Source organism: Hafnia sp. HMSC23F03 (genome assembly GCF_001816025.1).
GTDB lineage: Bacteria > Pseudomonadota > Gammaproteobacteria > Enterobacterales > Enterobacteriaceae > Hafnia > Hafnia paralvei.
This window is the reverse complement of record NZ_KV824234.1, coordinates 1-15,042: the sequence shown is the minus strand read 5'-3', so window position 1 is coordinate 15,042 and position 15,042 is coordinate 1. Positions and strand designations below refer to the sequence as shown.

Genomic DNA, 15,042 nt, shown 5'->3' with positions numbered 1-15,042 from the left:
AATTCGTCGCTGGCAATATTACTTGAGAGCCTTACTGTTTCTTCTTGGGTGCGAGCACCATGATCATCTGGCGGCCTTCGATCTTCGTAGGGAAGGATTCGACTACTGCCAGTTCACTCAGATCTTCTTTCACGCGGTTAAGCACTTCCATACCGATCTGTTGGTGCGCCATTTCACGTCCACGGAAACGCAGAGTGATTTTGGCTTTATCGCCATCTTCCAGAAAGCGAACCAGGCTGCGGAGTTTTACCTGGTAGTCGCCATCGTCGGTTCCAGGTCGGAATTTGATTTCCTTAACCTGAACAATCTTTTGCTTCTTCTTCTGTTCTTTGGTCGCCTTACTCTTCTCATAGAGGAATTTGCCGTAATCCATGATTCGGCAAACTGGCGGCTCGGCATTTGGGCTGATTTCTACTAAATCAACACCTGCTTCCTCAGCCTTTTCCAAAGCTTCATTCAGACTGACAATACCAATCTGCTCGCCATCAACGCCTGTTAAGCGAACCTCTTGGGCGCGAATTTCTCTGTTGATGCGATTAGGACGCGCCGGTTGAACTCTTTTTCCGCCTTTAATAACTCGATTCCTCTAATTGGTGAAGACTACGGCTGCGAATCTCTTTTTGCAGCTTTTCGATCACTTCATTTACGTCCATGGTTCCCAAGTCTTTGCCGCGGCGGGTACGAACGGCTACTTTGCCAGATTCGACCTCTTTGTCGCCACAAACCAACATGTATGGGACACGACGTAAAGTGTGTTCGCGGATTTTAAAGCCTATCTTCTCGTTTCTCAAGTCTGATTTAGCACGAATACCAGCAGCTTGCAGCTTTTTGGTCAATTCGTCGACATAATCAGCCTGTGCATCGGTGATATTCATCACCTGTACCTGTACTGGTGCCAGCCAAGTTGGATAGAACCCAGCATACTCTTCAGTCAGAATACCGATGAAGCGTTCCATTGAACCCAGAATAGCACGGTGAATCATCACAGGAACTAAACGTTCGTTGTTTTCACCGACATAAGATGCGTTCAAACGTCCCGGTAACGAGAAGTCGAGCTGCACAGTACCACATTGCCATGCACGATCCAAACAGTCATGCAGAGTAAACTCAATCTTAGGTCCGTAGAAGGCCCCCTCACCCGGCTGATATTCAAACGGAATACCGTTTTCTTTCAGCGCTTCGGCCAAGTCTTCTTCTGCACGATCCCAGATTTCATCACTACCGATACGTTTTTCTGGACGGGTCGACAGTTTCACCACGATTTTTTCAAAGCCGAAGATGCTATACATGTCGTATACCATCTTGATACAGCTGTTAACTTCGTCGCGGATCTGCTCTTCAGTACAGAAAATATGCGCATCATCCTGAGTGAAGCCACGCACGCGCATCAGACCATGCAGGGAACCCGATGGTTCATTACGATGGCAGCTACCAAATTCACCCATACGCAGCGGCAAATCACGGTAAGATTTCAAACCCTGATTAAAGATCTGAACGTGCCCTGGGCAGTTCATTGGTTTGATACAGTACTCGCGGTTTTCTGAGGACGTGGTGAACATGGCATCTTTATAGTTCTCCCAGTGCCCCGTTTTCTCCCACAGCACTCGGTCCATCATGAACGGACCTTTCACTTCCTGATAGTCATATTCTTTCAGCTTAACGCGTACGAACGCTTCCAACTCGCGGAAGATGGTCCAACCATCGTTATGCCAGAACACCATACCCGGAGCTTCTTCCTGCATATGATACAGGTCGAGTTGCTTACCGATCTTACGGTGGTCACGTTTTGCGGCTTCTTCCAGACGCTGCAGATAGGCATTGAGCTGTTTTTTATCTGCCCACGCGGTGCCGTAGATACGCTGTAAAACGGTGTTGTTGCTATCGCCACGCCAATAAGCGCCAGACGACTTCTGCAGTTTGAAATGATGGCAGAAACGCATATTCGGCACGTGCGGACCACGGCACATGTCGACGTATTCTTCGTGGTGATACAGCCCTGGTTGATCATCATGACTGATGTTCTCATCCAGAATCGCCACTTTGTACGGTTCTTGACGCGCTTCAAAAGTGTCGCGGGCTTCTTGCCAGCTCACTTTTTTCTTAATAACGTCATAATCTTTATCTGCCAGCTCGTGCATACGCTTGTCGAGCAGCTCAAGATCTTCCTGCGTCAGGGTGTGATCAAGATCGACGTCATAGTAGAAACCATTGTCGATGACTGGGCCAATTGCCATTTTGGTATTTGGCCACAGCTGTTTGATGGCATGACCCAAGAGATGTGCGCAGGAATGGCGGATAATTTCCAACCCTTCCTGATCTTTTGCGGTAATGATGGAAACATTGGCGTCGGCAGTAATGGGATCGCAGGCATCAACCAACTCACCGTTTACGCGCCCCGCAATGCAGGCTTTCGCCAAGCCAGGTCCGATATCCATGGCAATATCCATTACGGATACAGGCTTGTCGAACTGGCGCTGACTACCGTCAGGAAGTGTAATAACAGGCATTTATATTCCTTATCTACAGTGGTGACCCACACGACAGGCCACATATAGAAAACAATTTGTATTTAAAATCATCGATTTATGAGCGCCATCCTGCTGTACTTTGCAAGATCTGTACGCAGGCAGATACACAAAACACATGCACTGCTGAATACTCACACCCACAGCCGTCAATATTAACACCCACAGAGAATGGGTTAAACAAAAACACGACTACCCAACGATTCTTACCCGCTCTGCCCTCACGGAAAGTTACGCTAGATCAAATAATGCACGGTTAGAGGAAGGATATTTCCAAATTTTTCAAATAGATCACAGCTTAGGTTCACTCCGTATTTCAGGCTGATTTCCCTCATCCCCTCTAGGTTGCTCTAGGTTTGTTCTTTTCGCGCAGTCAAACCATCCCGTGCATAATTATGCCCCGACAATACTAATAACACATAGTGAATAAGTGGACTTAGACGACGCGTCATTGCGTTGAAATTTAGTTAGCCTGAAGCAATACAAATAAAAATGCCGAGAAGACAGCCCGGCAATAAAATATAAATTAATGGATAGTGATTAACTAAATTGAGTTAATCACTTTGAATCCACGTAATCTGCATTGGCATGCAGTGGCGTTAAGACAATATATCTCAAACCTAAAAACGAATTAACAAAATGTGCTTCTGATGTAGATGATTATCGTTATAGTTCAATACAGTGACGCTTACGTAAAATAATTATAAAGTGACAGACATCAATACTTTAATATTTATTTATCTTCAGCATTTTTTGCGCTTTTACTGTAATTGCAAAAGCGACAATATCGACACGGTTTAGCGATTTTAGTTTCATTAATATTGAAAAATATCGTCAAACACTTAAAAGAAAAAAGTGGCCGCAACAAGACTTATTAAGGAAAATAAAAATGAAGCACAGAGTACTCGCAGTGGTAATCCCAGCATTAATGGCGTTGGCAAATTCGTCTCAAGCTGCTGAAATATACAATCAAGACGGCAATAAATTAGACTTACATTTTAAAATCGACGGTCTACATTACCTTTCTGATAACGATAATTCAGACGGCGATCATTCTTATGTTCGTGGTGGATTTAGTGGAGAAACACAAATCACCGATATGCTTACCGGCTATGGCATGTGGGAGTATCAAGCTAACCTAAACCATACTGAAGGCGAAGATAATAAAAACTTTAGCCGTTTTGGTTTTGCGGGGCTGAAGTTTGGGGACTATGGTTCCTTAGATTATGGGCGAAACTCAGGGATTATTTACGACATTATGTCGTGGACTGACTTACAGCCAGAGTTCGACGGCAGTACCGTTGGTGCTGATAACTTTATGTTCCAACGCGCTGGAGGGGTATTAACCTATCATAACCGTGACTTCTTTGGATTGGTCGATGGCTTAAACTTTGGCTTACAATATCAGGGTAAAAATGATGATCAAACCGAAGACCAAAGCGGTCGTGATGTGTTAGGCCAAAATGGGGATGGGTATGGTATGTCCCTTTCCTATGAGCTTGGGTATGGCTTCAGTCTAGGTGGCGCTTATTTCCAATCTGACCGTACCAACGATCAGAATAGCGGCGGAAAAGGTGGTCGCTATAACAACATTATGGGGAATGGTGACAAAGCAGAGGCCTATACTTTCGGCCTTAAATATGAAAACAGTGGCTATTATGCCGCAGCAAACTACACGCAATCCTATAATGCTATTCGTTTTGGTAATTCAAACGATCATAACGAGGCATATGGTTATGCTAACAAAGCAATAGGCGTAGAAATGTACACGGGTTATACCTTTGATTTTGGTTTACAACCTTTCGTCGGTTGGAACTACGTGGAAGGCAAAGATCTTGGTACTGGCGGTGCATCACGTGATTATGGCGATCAGAAACTCGTCAACTTTATCGACCTCGGCACCACCTACTACTTCAATAAAAATATGTCTGCATATGTCGATTATAAGATTAACATGCTAGACGACAATGATTTTACTAAATCAGCAGGCATTGATACCGATGATACCGTTGCACTTGGTATTGTTTATCAATTCTAATCGAGCACTTAGGGAAAACCCATAATTATAATCATTTAAGACAAGAAATCTTAGCCCGGAAACCCGGGCTTTTTTATATCTATGAAACTATACTTCGTCATCCAATGGATATTAATCCCCCTTCCCCAATAGCCGCTCATCGGAACAACCAAAAGAATAGATTTTAGCTCTATTTCTGCATACTTATTCAAGAGAGCATCTTGCCTAATTTGCATATTATTTTTTATAGCTCATCATTAGCTTGGTTATCACCCATGTATATATATATGAACAGTTGTCATTTTTGGCCGCGCGACTTCATTTGAGAATCCGATGTTTTTTCATTCACGATTTGTTACACTACCGCACATAAATTCTATCGAATAACATCTTTCTCGTGTCATCAGTGACGTAAAAGATTTTTCATTTTTTAACAAACGATAAAAACCAAGGTAATTATTAGATGTATCCAGCAGCATGGGCCTTTGTTAAGACGGTGTATTTGATCGGCTCAGTCATCTCCGCACTACTCACTTTCAAGGCTTGCGCAGACCCTTCGATAAAAATCAGGATCTTCACCGCTATTCTTATTGGATTAACATGGCCGATGAGTTTTCCTATTGTTTTACTATTCTGGGCATTTATGTGATTTTCACATGCATTTTTGAACAGCAAGAAGTTGATGTAAAGCCGTGGGTGAATCGTTTCAATTAATTTATCAAATGCCCTACTCAGATTAGTCTTAGAATAATCATTACACAGAGAAATTAAAATTTCTTTAAGTAAAATACAGACGGCACAGGTTATATTAATATCACTGCACTCATTAAGGTTTGGTTATGTACGCGCTCGTCATGATGGTCTGCTATCTCAATGGTTCTTGCGAAAATCTATATCTTGGTGGTTTTGATACTGAGGAACAGTGCGTGCGAGAGTTGAAGGTGCAACGCATCCATCGGGGTGGCTGTCTGCCACTTGAAAACGTGCTTGACGATTTTTGGCAACCTGCAACTCGCGCAGCCGACTTCCATCGCGTATTTTAGTTATCCCCAATCTGAGTCAACAACTCATCAATTCGCTTAATCACTTGGGTGCTTGCCTGTTCCATTATTGCTAAGCTTTTCTTTAGCGTATCGTTATCACCCATTCTAAAAGCCTCCAGCGCTTCACGGCCTGAACGATGAACCTCCGCATGCGGTGCTTCCAATTGGATAAAGCCATTAAAGTGTGAAAAACCACTACCCGCGTCGCCGTAGTACCATTTTCCCAATCGACACTCAGTATGGCTATTGACGCCCGAAGTCATATCACAATGCAAAATCATCTCATAAACTTTGGCTTTCCAAATAACATGATCGAGCTTAACGGTATTGAGAAACTGTTGTGTTGCAATAAAGCGGATAATTTTCTGCATGTGAGCAGATAGCTCGATAACCTGCTGTAGCATCTGACTCGCCTGTTCTGTCGCAATGCGAATCGCGTGGGTTGACTGACTGTTCTCCCCCACGCTAGCGCTGACATTTTTGGCATGCTGGTTTATATCCTGAGTCAGATCGGTAATATTTGCCGCCTGACTTTGAATTTCCGAAGATAGCTGTTTAATTTCTTTCGCTATAACCGAAAAGCCAGCCCCGCTACCGCCCACATGAGCAGCTTCAATGGCCGAGTTTATCGCCAGCAAGTTGGTCTGCTTAGAGAGTTTGTTGATGCCATCGATATTGTCATTGATACCTTTTAGCACAGCAATTAATTCATCAATGTAACCAATACCTTCCTCTGAATGGCGCTCAATAAGACCAACGAGTTCAAAAAGCTTTCCCATTCCCTGACTGGCCAGTTCATTCTTTTGGTTGAGTTCATCAACCGTCACCAACTCCTGCATTAAGCTCTGACTCGAATGTAATAAGGAATCACGGATAATCTCGACAGCGCTCATCCCTGAAAGAAAGCTATCACACAGCCAATCGCCATAGGAATTTTCCTTTCCATCAATCTGTTCACTCTCTTCATATTCTGTTGGCAAGGCCAATTCTGGCGATTTTACCTCTAGTGTCCGGTGCCATTTACGCCCAATCCATCGTTTTAAATGTGTGTACATCGTCAGAAGATCTCCAGGTCGCCAAATATCAATCAGGTAAAGGCCTTGGCTACAGCCTCACTGACCAGAATGCACTACGCATAAAGTTATCGGCAGTTGATGTACAAAGTTTAGGGTTATTGTTGTTTGGTAAAAATTTTGTGTTTTTTATGTAATTAAAAAGAACATTAAAAATAAAGAGTTAAGCACACAGTAAAAACAAAAATGGAAACTAATTCCGTTTATTTATGGAAAATTTAATATCCCCTTCTATGCTAAATAACAGGCTCTTAGATGACAGCCTGCAGGTGCATAAATCAAACAGGAGAGAAATAATGGGGAAATCGTTAGTCAGAATCGGGATTTTTGAAGTTGAGGACGCTGAGCTGTCAAAAGTGCCAGATACCCAATTAAACAGCCACACGTTAAGCATTCCATGTAAATCAAATACCGATTTATGTATGCAGCTTGATGGGTGGGACGAGCATACAACCGTTCCTGCCGTGCTCGACGGTAAAAATGCGCTGCTATATCGCAACCACTACGATCGCCAAAGCGATGCGTGGGTTATGCGCTTTGCCTAATCACTTAGGGTATTACGGCAAACAATGCGGCTTGATAAGCCAGATTGAGGCGTTATCACACCCTGTCTGGCCTTATCTCTCGGATATCTTGTAAACCTAAATAATTGGAAACGGCATCCATTTTATATGTCACTAATGCGCATCTTGAACTTGCTCCGCATCCGGCGAGGGTAGCACTGGGGGCTCCTCGGGCTTAGTTTGAGCGAAGATGTAATCTAATATGGCTCGCGTCGTTGGAGCCGCCGATACCCCATCTCCTCCCCCATTTTCGAGAATAACCGCGATCGCTACTTTAGGATTGGAATAAGGGGCGAATGCCGTATAAAAAATATGATCGCGCAGTTTTACTGGGATCATCTTGGCGTTATAAACCTGATCCTGTTTCAAACCAAACACCTGAGAGGTTCCTGATTTAGCGGCAATTTCATAAGGCGCCGTATGGAAATATTTATACCCTGTACCATTCGGGTAATTCGCCATCCCAAACATCCCTTTTTTTACAATATCCCAGACGGGAGATTTAGGGTCGGCGACCTGCACATGCTCTTGTTGCTGATAGCGCTCGACATGATTTCCCTGTTTCATGGAATACATCAAGTGCGGCGTTTTCGTATTGCCGTTGTTGATAAGCGTACTTAAGGCTTTTACCATTTGAATCGGCGTAGCCGTCCAATAACCTTGACCAATCCCCACAGAAATAGTGTCGCCTTGATACCACGCCTTTTTGTGAACCTTCAGCTTCCACTCACGATCGGGTAAGACGCCCTTAGCCTGCTCCATCAGGTCAATGCCTGAATATTGCCCATAGCCAAATTTACTCAACCAGAAATGAATGCGGTCAATCCCCATTTCATAGGCGACCTGATAGAAAAAGGTATCCGCCGACTCTTCGATTGCCTTCGTCACATTCAGCATTCCGTGGCCGGTTTTTAGCCAGTCACGGTAGTGACGATTCGTACCCGGCAGAACCCACGTGGGTTGACCAAAGAATGTCGTCTGTGGCGTGATGACGCCAGCCAACAGCGCAGACGTCGCCATAAAAGGTTTGACGGTAGACGCCGGCGGATAAATGCCCTGCGTGACGCGGTTTATCAGCGGTAAGTCTGGGTTGTCTAGCAATGCCTGATAAGACTTGTAAGAAATACCATTAACAAACGGATTGGGATCGTAGCTCGGGCTGGAAACCATTGCTAAAATGCCACCGTCGCGCGGATCCATCACCACGACCGCCGCACGTTGGCCTTTCAATAATTTCTCGATGTATTGCTGTAGATGCAGGTCAGTAGTCAGATAAATATTTTTACCCGCCTGAGGCGGTATTTCTGTCAGTTCACGCACGATACGCCCATGACTGTCGACCTCGACTTCTTGCGACCCCGTCTTTCCATGTAGTTCTGACTCGTAAAAACGCTCGATGCCCTGCTTACCAATATCATGATCGGCAGCATAATTTTCCGATTCGCCAGCATCATCTAACCGCTTCGCATCACGATCGTTAATCTTTGAGACGTAGCCCACCACATGCGCGAGCTCTGCACCATAAGGGTAGTTGCGCTGCTGATAGCTACTGATAGACACACCAGGAAACTCGAATTCGTTAACCGAAAAACGAGCCACTTCAACGTCAGTTAAGGCTTCTTTTAAAGGCACTTCGGCAAAACGCCTCGATGACTTCATGGCCTGGTGGAAGTTATCGATATCGTCCTGCGTCAAATCCACTATCGGAGTTAATGCCTTGAGCGTTGCATCGAGATCGGCAATTTTACCTGGGATAAGTTCGATTTGATAAAGCGTTTGGTTTTGGACGAGAGGAATACCATTGCGGTCGTAGATAAGCCCTCGAACGGGGGCAATCGGCAACGTTTTAATATCATTAGCATTCGAGCGAGTCTGATACTGCTCATGCTCTTCAACCTGCAAATGATACAAGTTGAATACTAAAACGCCGAATAGTAGGACGACCACCACCGCAGCAATAATTGAACGGCGGACAAACAGCGTAGCTTCAGCGCTGTGATCGCGTAGTAGTTCAGGCAAACGACTCATGGCTTAGTCTACAGGACGCGTACTACCTGTAATATTCACTCAGCAGGAAAAGGGACGCTAAGACTAAACACTCTAAGAAGCTAGGGAAACCAGATGGATGCTAATGACTCGTCATCATTGTTTCAGGATGTGAATATTTTCAACGGGTATGACAAGGTGTAACTATTATGGACATCGTGGTAAGTATAAACGGCCTAAAGCTAGGCCGTTTACGTTTTACATCAGCTAATAATGGATGATGTCGGCGCTTGAATATCCTTCGGGTTTGGCCCAAAGCGGTTGGTGCCAGGCTGGCTATCGAATACGGCAAAAATAATCAAGACGAACCAGCCAACGATAGGAACCAGACCGATCAACACCCACCAGCCGCTGCGGTCGGTATCATGCAAACGGCGCACCATGACGGCAATCGAAGGGATAAGCACTAACAGACCGTAGATAATGGTTAATGCACCTTCGCCCTCTTCATTACTCCAGCCCAGCGCATCCTGCACAAACCCAAGAAGTACGGTAATAATGGCGTTAACTAGCACAAACCACCAGTATTCCCTACGTCTAGCGCGATCGCGAAAGTTAAAATAGTTTTTTAGAACCTTTAAATACCAATCCATCGTTCGTCCTTATTTCTAGCACCGAAACTTCATCTGGCTGCAGCGATTGCTGCCATGTGATAGTTACGCAGGTTTAATAAGAATTAATTATGTCTCGTTGCGATAGTTTCATCCACTGTATGTCCATAAAATTGGCACATAATTTATCCAGAAAACCGTAAAGTATGCAAAAAAAGGAAAAAGTGCATACTTTGCCTTCTGGGATTGATGCAAATCATGTCTATGCCCCGCCTCCTCTGTTATAAATCCCACCGCTTTAAGTCATACAAAATAATGAGATACCTAGGAAGCAATATGCCACTCAACTTAAAAGCGCTACCCTATACCCTCGCTCTGATCTTCAGTACGTTACCTCTTTATACGCAGGCAGATACCACGCCAGCACCTCAGCACCCGCTCAAACTGGCAATCGGTGAAGAGCCGACAGAAGGCTTTGATCCTTTACTCGGCTGGAGCCACGGTAGCTATCTGCTGCTACACAGCCCATTACTGAAACAGAAAGCCGACCTGAGTTGGGACAATCTACTCACCGAAAAAGTCACCAACAGCGAAGATGGTAAAATCTGGACCATCACCCTCAAACCTGGACTCAAATTTTCAGACGGCTCGCCACTGGCCGCTAAAGACGTTGCTTTTACCTATAATCAAGCTGCTCGCGGCGGCGGAAAAATCGATATGGGTAACTTTGCCTCTGCAAAGGCATTAGATGAGCATCGCGTAGAGATCGTATTATCCGCGCCGCAAAGCACTTTTGTTAACGTATTAGGCTCGTTGGGCATTGTTTCAGCAGAAAAATATGATGCTAAAACCTATGCACAAAAACCGATTGGCGCAGGCCCCTACCGCTTAGTGAGTTTTCAGCCAGGGCAACAGTTGATTGTGGAAGCTAATCCTTACTACGCTGGGCATAAAAACGACTTTAACAAGCTTGTCTTCGTCTTCTTAGATGAAGACAGCGCCTATGCTGCCGCCCAAAGTGGTCAGCTAGGTTTAGTGCGCATTCCGCCTTCATTATCCGTCACGCCGCAAAATGGCCTAAAGCTTTGGGTTCGCCCCAGCGTTGAGAACCGCGGCATCGTATTCCCGATGACGCCAGCAGGAAAAAAAGACGCCAATGGTTATCCAATTGGCAACAATGTAACTGCCGATGTCGCCATTCGCCGCGCCATCAACTACGCCATTAACCGCCAACTGCTCGCCGATCAGCTGATGGAGGGCCATGCCATCCCCGCCTATAGCGCCGTGCAAGGCCTCCCGTGGGATAGCAAAGATGCGGCGTTTAAAGATGGCGATCTGACTAAAGCGAAACAAATTTTAGATGAAGCCGGTTGGAAAATGGGCAGTGACGGTGTGCGCGCCAAAGACGGATTAGAAGCGAGATTGACGCTGTGGTATACCAGCGGCGACAGCACCCGTCGCGACCTTGCACAGGCCATACGCGCTATGTTGGAACCGCTCGGCATCAAGATGGATCTGCAATCCGGTAGTTGGGAAACCGTCGAACGCAATATGCATGCCAATCCAACCCTGTTCGGTTGGGGTAGCTTAGACCCCATGGAGCTCTATCATCATTACAGCAGCAAAGCCGCGGGCGTGGAATACTACAATCCGGGCTACTACAGCAATAAAGCCGTTGATGCGCATCTACAGCAGGCATTAGATGCACCGACATGGCAGAAAGCCGTGCCTTTCTGGCAGCAGGTAGAATGGGACGGCAAAACCGGCGCGGGCGTTAAAGGCGATGCGGCATGGGCTTGGCTGCTCAATGTACAACATACCTACCTTGCTAACCCGTGTATCGACTTAGGCAAACCTGCGCCTGAAATTCATGGTAGCTGGTCAGTATTGAACAATCTGCAAGATTGGAAGTGGACGTGCAAGTAAAGCACCTTGTCAAAGCGAGCCTCAGTCGGGGCTCTTCTCATACGCTACGCAGGGTACTATTGACTCTGCTAAGGCTCGCTTGCCTGCTGACCTTAGTGTCAGCGGGCACTTTCACGCTACTCAGTTTTTCACCGATAGATCCCATCCGAGCCTATATCGGCAACGATTTGTTGCATGTTCCGCCGCAGCAATACCCGCTGATCGCTGCGCGTTGGGGCTTGGACCAGCCTTTATGGCTGAGGTTTTGGCACTGGTTCTCACAGGTACTGCAAGGCGATCTCGGCTATTCGATGCTATATAACGCCCCTGTTGCCGATGTCATTGGCGAACGCTTTGCCACGTCTTTTGCGCTTTTGGCCGGTGCGTGGCTGTTATCAGGCGGACTAGGTTTGCTAATGGGATTTGCCGCTGGACGCTATCTTCATCGCTGGCCAGACAGGTTCATTTGCCGCCTAAGTTATCTATTATCTTCTCTGCCCACCTTTTGGGTCGGTTTACTGTTGTTAGTGGTTTTTGCTGTGCACTGGCAGTGGTTTCCGGTTTGCTGCGCGTGGGAACCCGGCAGCGATGCCCAAGCAGCCAGCATCGGCGAGCGGATTCATCATTTGGTTTTACCCATGATAGCGCTGAGCCTGATGGGATTGGGGCAAATCGCGCTGCACACGCGCGAGAAAATCGCCGAGGTGATGAGCAGTGACTTTGTACGCTATGCTCGGGCACAGGGTGACGGCGGCTGGTCATTGCTCCGCGTGCAGGTGCTACGTCATGCCCTCACGCCGGCACTCTGCCTGCAGTTTGCCTCTGTCGGAGAATTACTCGGTGGATCGCTGCTAGCCGAAAAAATCTTTGCTTATCCTGGACTGGGACAGGCTACCATCGACGCAGGACTTCGCGGCGATATTCCCTTACTGATGGGCATCGTACTCTTCAGCACCCTATTGGTGTTTTGCGGCAACACGCTGGCTGCACTGCTACTCGCAAGAATGAACCGCATTCTGGAGCACAAATAATGTTGAATAATCCCGCTCCAGCGCTGCTGCGTTTTGTGCTTTCCGCTTTGCTCCTCACGCTATTAACCGCGTATGGCGTCTCTCTACTTTCAGCCGATATCCCCTTGGACTTGCTAGCGCGGTATCAAGCACCCAGCGCCGCTCATTGGTTCGGCACCGATAATCTGGGACGTGACCTGTGGCTACGTTGTTTTCAGGGAGCCTTGACCAGTTTGCAGATAGGCATCGGTGCGGCACTGTTCAGCGGTATTATTGCCATGCTGGTAGCGAGTCTTACCTTAATTCATCCCTCTATCGATCACCTGCTGCGCTTGATTATTGATACGCTGCTCTCGTTGCCTCATCTGCTGCTATTGATCTTAATCTGCTTCACCGTGGGCGGCGGTAAGCAAGGCGTCATATTGGCTGTCGCATTGACCCATTGGCCGAAGCTGGCGCTGATCTTACGCGCAGAAGCGCAGCGTATTCGTACCAGTGACTATATGACACTGGCGCAGCGCTTGGGTAATAGTCGCTGGCACTGCTGGCGAGCACATTATCTCCCCGCGCTGACTCCCCAGTGGTTTGTCGGTACGCTGCTCATGTTTCCTCATGCCGTGCTGCACAGCGCGGCGCTGAGCTTCCTCGGGTTCGGATTAGCGCCCCATGAGCCTTCATTGGGAATTTTGCTTGCCGATGCGCTGCGTTTTCTCAGCAATGGCTGCTGGTGGCTAGCCGTGTTTCCAGGGCTCATTCTGTTGCTGATCGTTTTACTATTTGATCAATGTGCCCGCGCAATCCAACAGCTGTGGCTAAGGAATCAATCATGCTGAGTTTCAAACACCTCACCATCGAAAGTGCTCGCTATAGCTGGTTTGGACGCAAACGTTGGTCGCCGATCCTTAGCGATATCAACCTCACGCTGCACCGTGGAGAAATTGTGGCACTCGTGGGCGGCAGCGGCGAAGGCAAAAGCCTGCTGTTACAAAGCGCTCTGGCTCTTCTACCACAAAATTTACGTATGCAGGGAGAGATCCTGCTAGAAGGCAAAACGCTAGATGAGCAGCAATGCCAGCAGCTACGAGGTAATACACTCTGCTATGTGCCACAAGGTGTGAGTTCGCTGAATCCGCTGTTAAAAGTGGGCACTCAACTGAGCCGTAGCCTACAGCTGAGCGGCAGCCATACCTGCGCTCTCGCGCTGGATCAGCAAATTAAACATTATCAGTTGCAGGCCGACGTTCTGTTTAAATACCCGCGCCAACTCTCAGGTGGTATGGCAAAACGAATTTTGGCCTGTAACGCCGCGCTGAGCGGCGCACAATATATTCTGGCAGACGAAATAACTGCTTGGCTCGATGAGCCCTTGGCCTGTCAGCTCCTGCAACAGCTGCGAGAACTCAGTGCTCAGGGTGCCGGTGTATTATGGGTCACACACGATCTGTCATTAGCCTCTCGCTTCGCCGATCGCATCGTCGCGCTCAATGATGGGCAGATCAGCGATGATATTTCGATTGATGACTTAAAGAGCGGAAACGGAAGTCCTACGCTTCGTAGGCACTGGCAGGCACAGCCAGAATATCACCCGCTGTTTGCTCACAACGACGCATCATTTCCGATGAGGGGCGTGTAATGTTTTGCGTGTCTCAACTCACCATTGAGCAAGATCATCGAACGCTATGGGATAATTTCTCCCTTAGCGTAGCCACTGGCGAACGGATAGGTATTTCCGCACCCAGTGGCTATGGGAAAACGACATTGGGTCGCGTGTTAGCCAATTGGCAATCATGTTCAAGTGGCCAAATCACGTTAGATGGTATGCCTTTGCCGCCAAACGGCTATTGCCCCGTTCAGTTGGTTCCCCAGCATCCAGAGCTCACCTTCAATCTCTACCGCACCACCGGACAAGCATTACACGACGCATGGCAGCCCGACGACATGCAACTCGCACGCTTTCATGTCAAACGCGAGTGGTTAGCACGTAAGCCAAACCAACTGTCCGGCGGCGAATTAGCCCGTATCGCTTTGCTACGGGCTCTCGATCCTCGTACTCGTCTGCTGATAGCGGATGAAGTCACCGCCCAACTCGATCCTCACATCCAACGCGATATCTGGCAGCAACTGATTATTGAGTCGCAGCAGCGCCCACTGAGCATGATTATTTTCAGTCATCAAACCGCACTACTAGAGCAGATCTGTTCACGTATCGTGACAGTTAAGGCGTAAAAAGGCCGCTTAATGCTAAGCCGTTCACTTAAGCTCGATTTTAGGGGGAGCACACCGATGGGGTCGTAGCGGCGTAAGCCGCC

14 protein-coding genes are annotated in these 15,042 nt (G+C 47.2%); 9 read left to right on the top strand and 5 right to left on the bottom strand.

All coding sequences use genetic code 11. The annotated features are described in order from the left end of the window. Nucleotides 1–31 precede the first annotated feature (31 nt). Both infC and thrS read right to left on the bottom strand, forming a co-directional pair. A complete protein-coding gene (infC, locus tag HMPREF3091_RS16655; RefSeq protein ID WP_025801265.1) occupies nt 32–574 on the bottom strand; it encodes a translation initiation factor IF-3 in 543 nt (180 codons plus the stop codon). After that, on the bottom strand, nt 570–2,507 hold the full coding sequence (gene thrS / locus HMPREF3091_RS16650) for a threonine--tRNA ligase (RefSeq protein ID WP_004089953.1): 1,938 nt from the start codon (nt 2,505–2,507) through the stop codon (nt 570–572). The genes infC and thrS overlap by 5 nt, the downstream gene beginning before the upstream one ends. Nucleotides 2,508–3,414: 907 nt before the next feature. Between thrS and ompC the strand changes: the two genes are divergently transcribed. From ompC to HMPREF3091_RS16640, 3 genes are all read left to right on the top strand, one after another. Continuing rightward, nucleotides 3,415–4,563: a porin OmpC gene (gene ompC / locus HMPREF3091_RS16645; RefSeq protein WP_008813423.1), complete on the top strand. Its 1,149-nt coding sequence runs from the start codon at nt 3,415–3,417 to the stop codon at nt 4,561–4,563. 442 nt (nt 4,564–5,005) lie between these two features. After that, nucleotides 5,006–5,191 (top strand): GhoT/OrtT family toxin, encoded by a 186-nt coding sequence (locus HMPREF3091_RS22275; RefSeq protein ID WP_004089957.1) that lies wholly within the window; start codon nt 5,006–5,008, stop codon nt 5,189–5,191. Between the two features lie 190 nt (nt 5,192–5,381). After that, entirely contained in the window at nt 5,382–5,585 is a 204-nt protein-coding gene (locus HMPREF3091_RS16640; RefSeq protein ID WP_004089958.1) for a DUF1482 family protein, read from the top strand. Here HMPREF3091_RS16640 and HMPREF3091_RS16635 read toward each other — a convergent pair. Further along, on the bottom strand, nt 5,582–6,640 hold the full coding sequence (locus HMPREF3091_RS16635; protein WP_070717243.1) for a methyl-accepting chemotaxis protein: 1,059 nt from the start codon (nt 6,638–6,640) through the stop codon (nt 5,582–5,584). The two genes, HMPREF3091_RS16640 and HMPREF3091_RS16635, sit on opposite strands and share 4 nt — an antisense overlap. Nucleotides 6,641–6,954: 314 nt before the next feature. Between HMPREF3091_RS16635 and HMPREF3091_RS16630 the strand changes: the two genes are divergently transcribed. Further along, nucleotides 6,955–7,203 carry a DUF1480 family protein gene (locus tag HMPREF3091_RS16630; RefSeq protein ID WP_070717240.1) on the top strand — a complete coding sequence of 83 codons (249 nt, stop codon included), beginning with the start codon at nt 6,955–6,957 and terminating at the stop codon, nt 7,201–7,203. Nucleotides 7,204–7,335: 132 nt separating this feature from the next. On the opposite strand, the gene mrdA is transcribed toward HMPREF3091_RS16630, so the two are convergent. After that, a complete protein-coding gene (mrdA, locus tag HMPREF3091_RS16625) occupies nt 7,336–9,249 on the bottom strand; it encodes a penicillin-binding protein 2 (RefSeq protein ID WP_070717236.1) in 1,914 nt (637 codons plus the stop codon). Nucleotides 9,250–9,470: 221 nt separating this feature from the next. Continuing rightward, complete coding sequence (locus HMPREF3091_RS16620) at nt 9,471–9,860, bottom strand: DUF805 domain-containing protein (RefSeq protein ID WP_070717232.1); 390 nt, start codon at nt 9,858–9,860, stop codon at nt 9,471–9,473. 273 nt (nt 9,861–10,133) lie between these two features. On the opposite strand from HMPREF3091_RS16620, the gene HMPREF3091_RS16615 reads away from it, so the two are divergent. From HMPREF3091_RS16615 to HMPREF3091_RS16595, 5 genes are read left to right on the top strand one after another with little or no spacing between them, the layout of a single operon-like run. Then, complete coding sequence (locus HMPREF3091_RS16615; RefSeq protein ID WP_371328693.1) at nt 10,134–11,744, top strand: ABC transporter substrate-binding protein; 1,611 nt, start codon at nt 10,134–10,136, stop codon at nt 11,742–11,744. Between the two features lie 59 nt (nt 11,745–11,803). Beyond that, complete coding sequence (locus HMPREF3091_RS16610; protein ID WP_035502301.1) at nt 11,804–12,754, top strand: ABC transporter permease; 951 nt, start codon at nt 11,804–11,806, stop codon at nt 12,752–12,754. Beyond that, a complete protein-coding gene (locus tag HMPREF3091_RS16605; RefSeq protein ID WP_070717226.1) occupies nt 12,754–13,566 on the top strand; it encodes an ABC transporter permease in 813 nt (270 codons plus the stop codon). Before HMPREF3091_RS16610 ends, HMPREF3091_RS16605 begins: the two co-directional genes overlap by 1 nt. Further along, nucleotides 13,560–14,366 carry an ATP-binding cassette domain-containing protein gene (locus HMPREF3091_RS16600; RefSeq protein ID WP_070717223.1) on the top strand — a complete coding sequence of 269 codons (807 nt, stop codon included), beginning with the start codon at nt 13,560–13,562 and terminating at the stop codon, nt 14,364–14,366. The genes HMPREF3091_RS16605 and HMPREF3091_RS16600 overlap by 7 nt, the downstream gene beginning before the upstream one ends. Further along, a complete protein-coding gene (locus HMPREF3091_RS16595; protein ID WP_070717221.1) occupies nt 14,366–14,959 on the top strand; it encodes an ATP-binding cassette domain-containing protein in 594 nt (197 codons plus the stop codon). The genes HMPREF3091_RS16600 and HMPREF3091_RS16595 overlap by 1 nt, the downstream gene beginning before the upstream one ends. The last annotated feature ends 83 nt before the right edge of the window (nt 14,960–15,042 follow it).

Coding starts and splice junctions, on each gene's coding strand:
- thrS (WP_004089953.1), bottom strand. CDS start 2,507: ATGCCTGTTATTACACTTCCTGACGGTAGTCAGCGCCAGTTCGACAAG.
- HMPREF3091_RS16615 (WP_371328693.1), top strand. CDS start 10,134: ATGAGATACCTAGGAAGCAATATGCCACTCAACTTAAAAGCGCTACCC.
- mrdA (WP_070717236.1), bottom strand. CDS start 9,249: ATGAGTCGTTTGCCTGAACTACTACGCGATCACAGCGCTGAAGCTACG.
- HMPREF3091_RS16595 (WP_070717221.1), top strand. CDS start 14,366: ATGTTTTGCGTGTCTCAACTCACCATTGAGCAAGATCATCGAACGCTA.
- HMPREF3091_RS16635 (WP_070717243.1), bottom strand. CDS start 6,640: ATGTACACACATTTAAAACGATGGATTGGGCGTAAATGGCACCGGACA.
- HMPREF3091_RS16605 (WP_070717226.1), top strand. CDS start 12,754: ATGTTGAATAATCCCGCTCCAGCGCTGCTGCGTTTTGTGCTTTCCGCT.
- HMPREF3091_RS16620 (WP_070717232.1), bottom strand. CDS start 9,860: ATGGATTGGTATTTAAAGGTTCTAAAAAACTATTTTAACTTTCGCGAT.
- HMPREF3091_RS16600 (WP_070717223.1), top strand. CDS start 13,560: ATGCTGAGTTTCAAACACCTCACCATCGAAAGTGCTCGCTATAGCTGG.
- HMPREF3091_RS22275 (WP_004089957.1), top strand. CDS start 5,006: ATGTATCCAGCAGCATGGGCCTTTGTTAAGACGGTGTATTTGATCGGC.
- HMPREF3091_RS16630 (WP_070717240.1), top strand. CDS start 6,955: ATGGGGAAATCGTTAGTCAGAATCGGGATTTTTGAAGTTGAGGACGCT.
- HMPREF3091_RS16640 (WP_004089958.1), top strand. CDS start 5,382: ATGTACGCGCTCGTCATGATGGTCTGCTATCTCAATGGTTCTTGCGAA.
- ompC (WP_008813423.1), top strand. CDS start 3,415: ATGAAGCACAGAGTACTCGCAGTGGTAATCCCAGCATTAATGGCGTTG.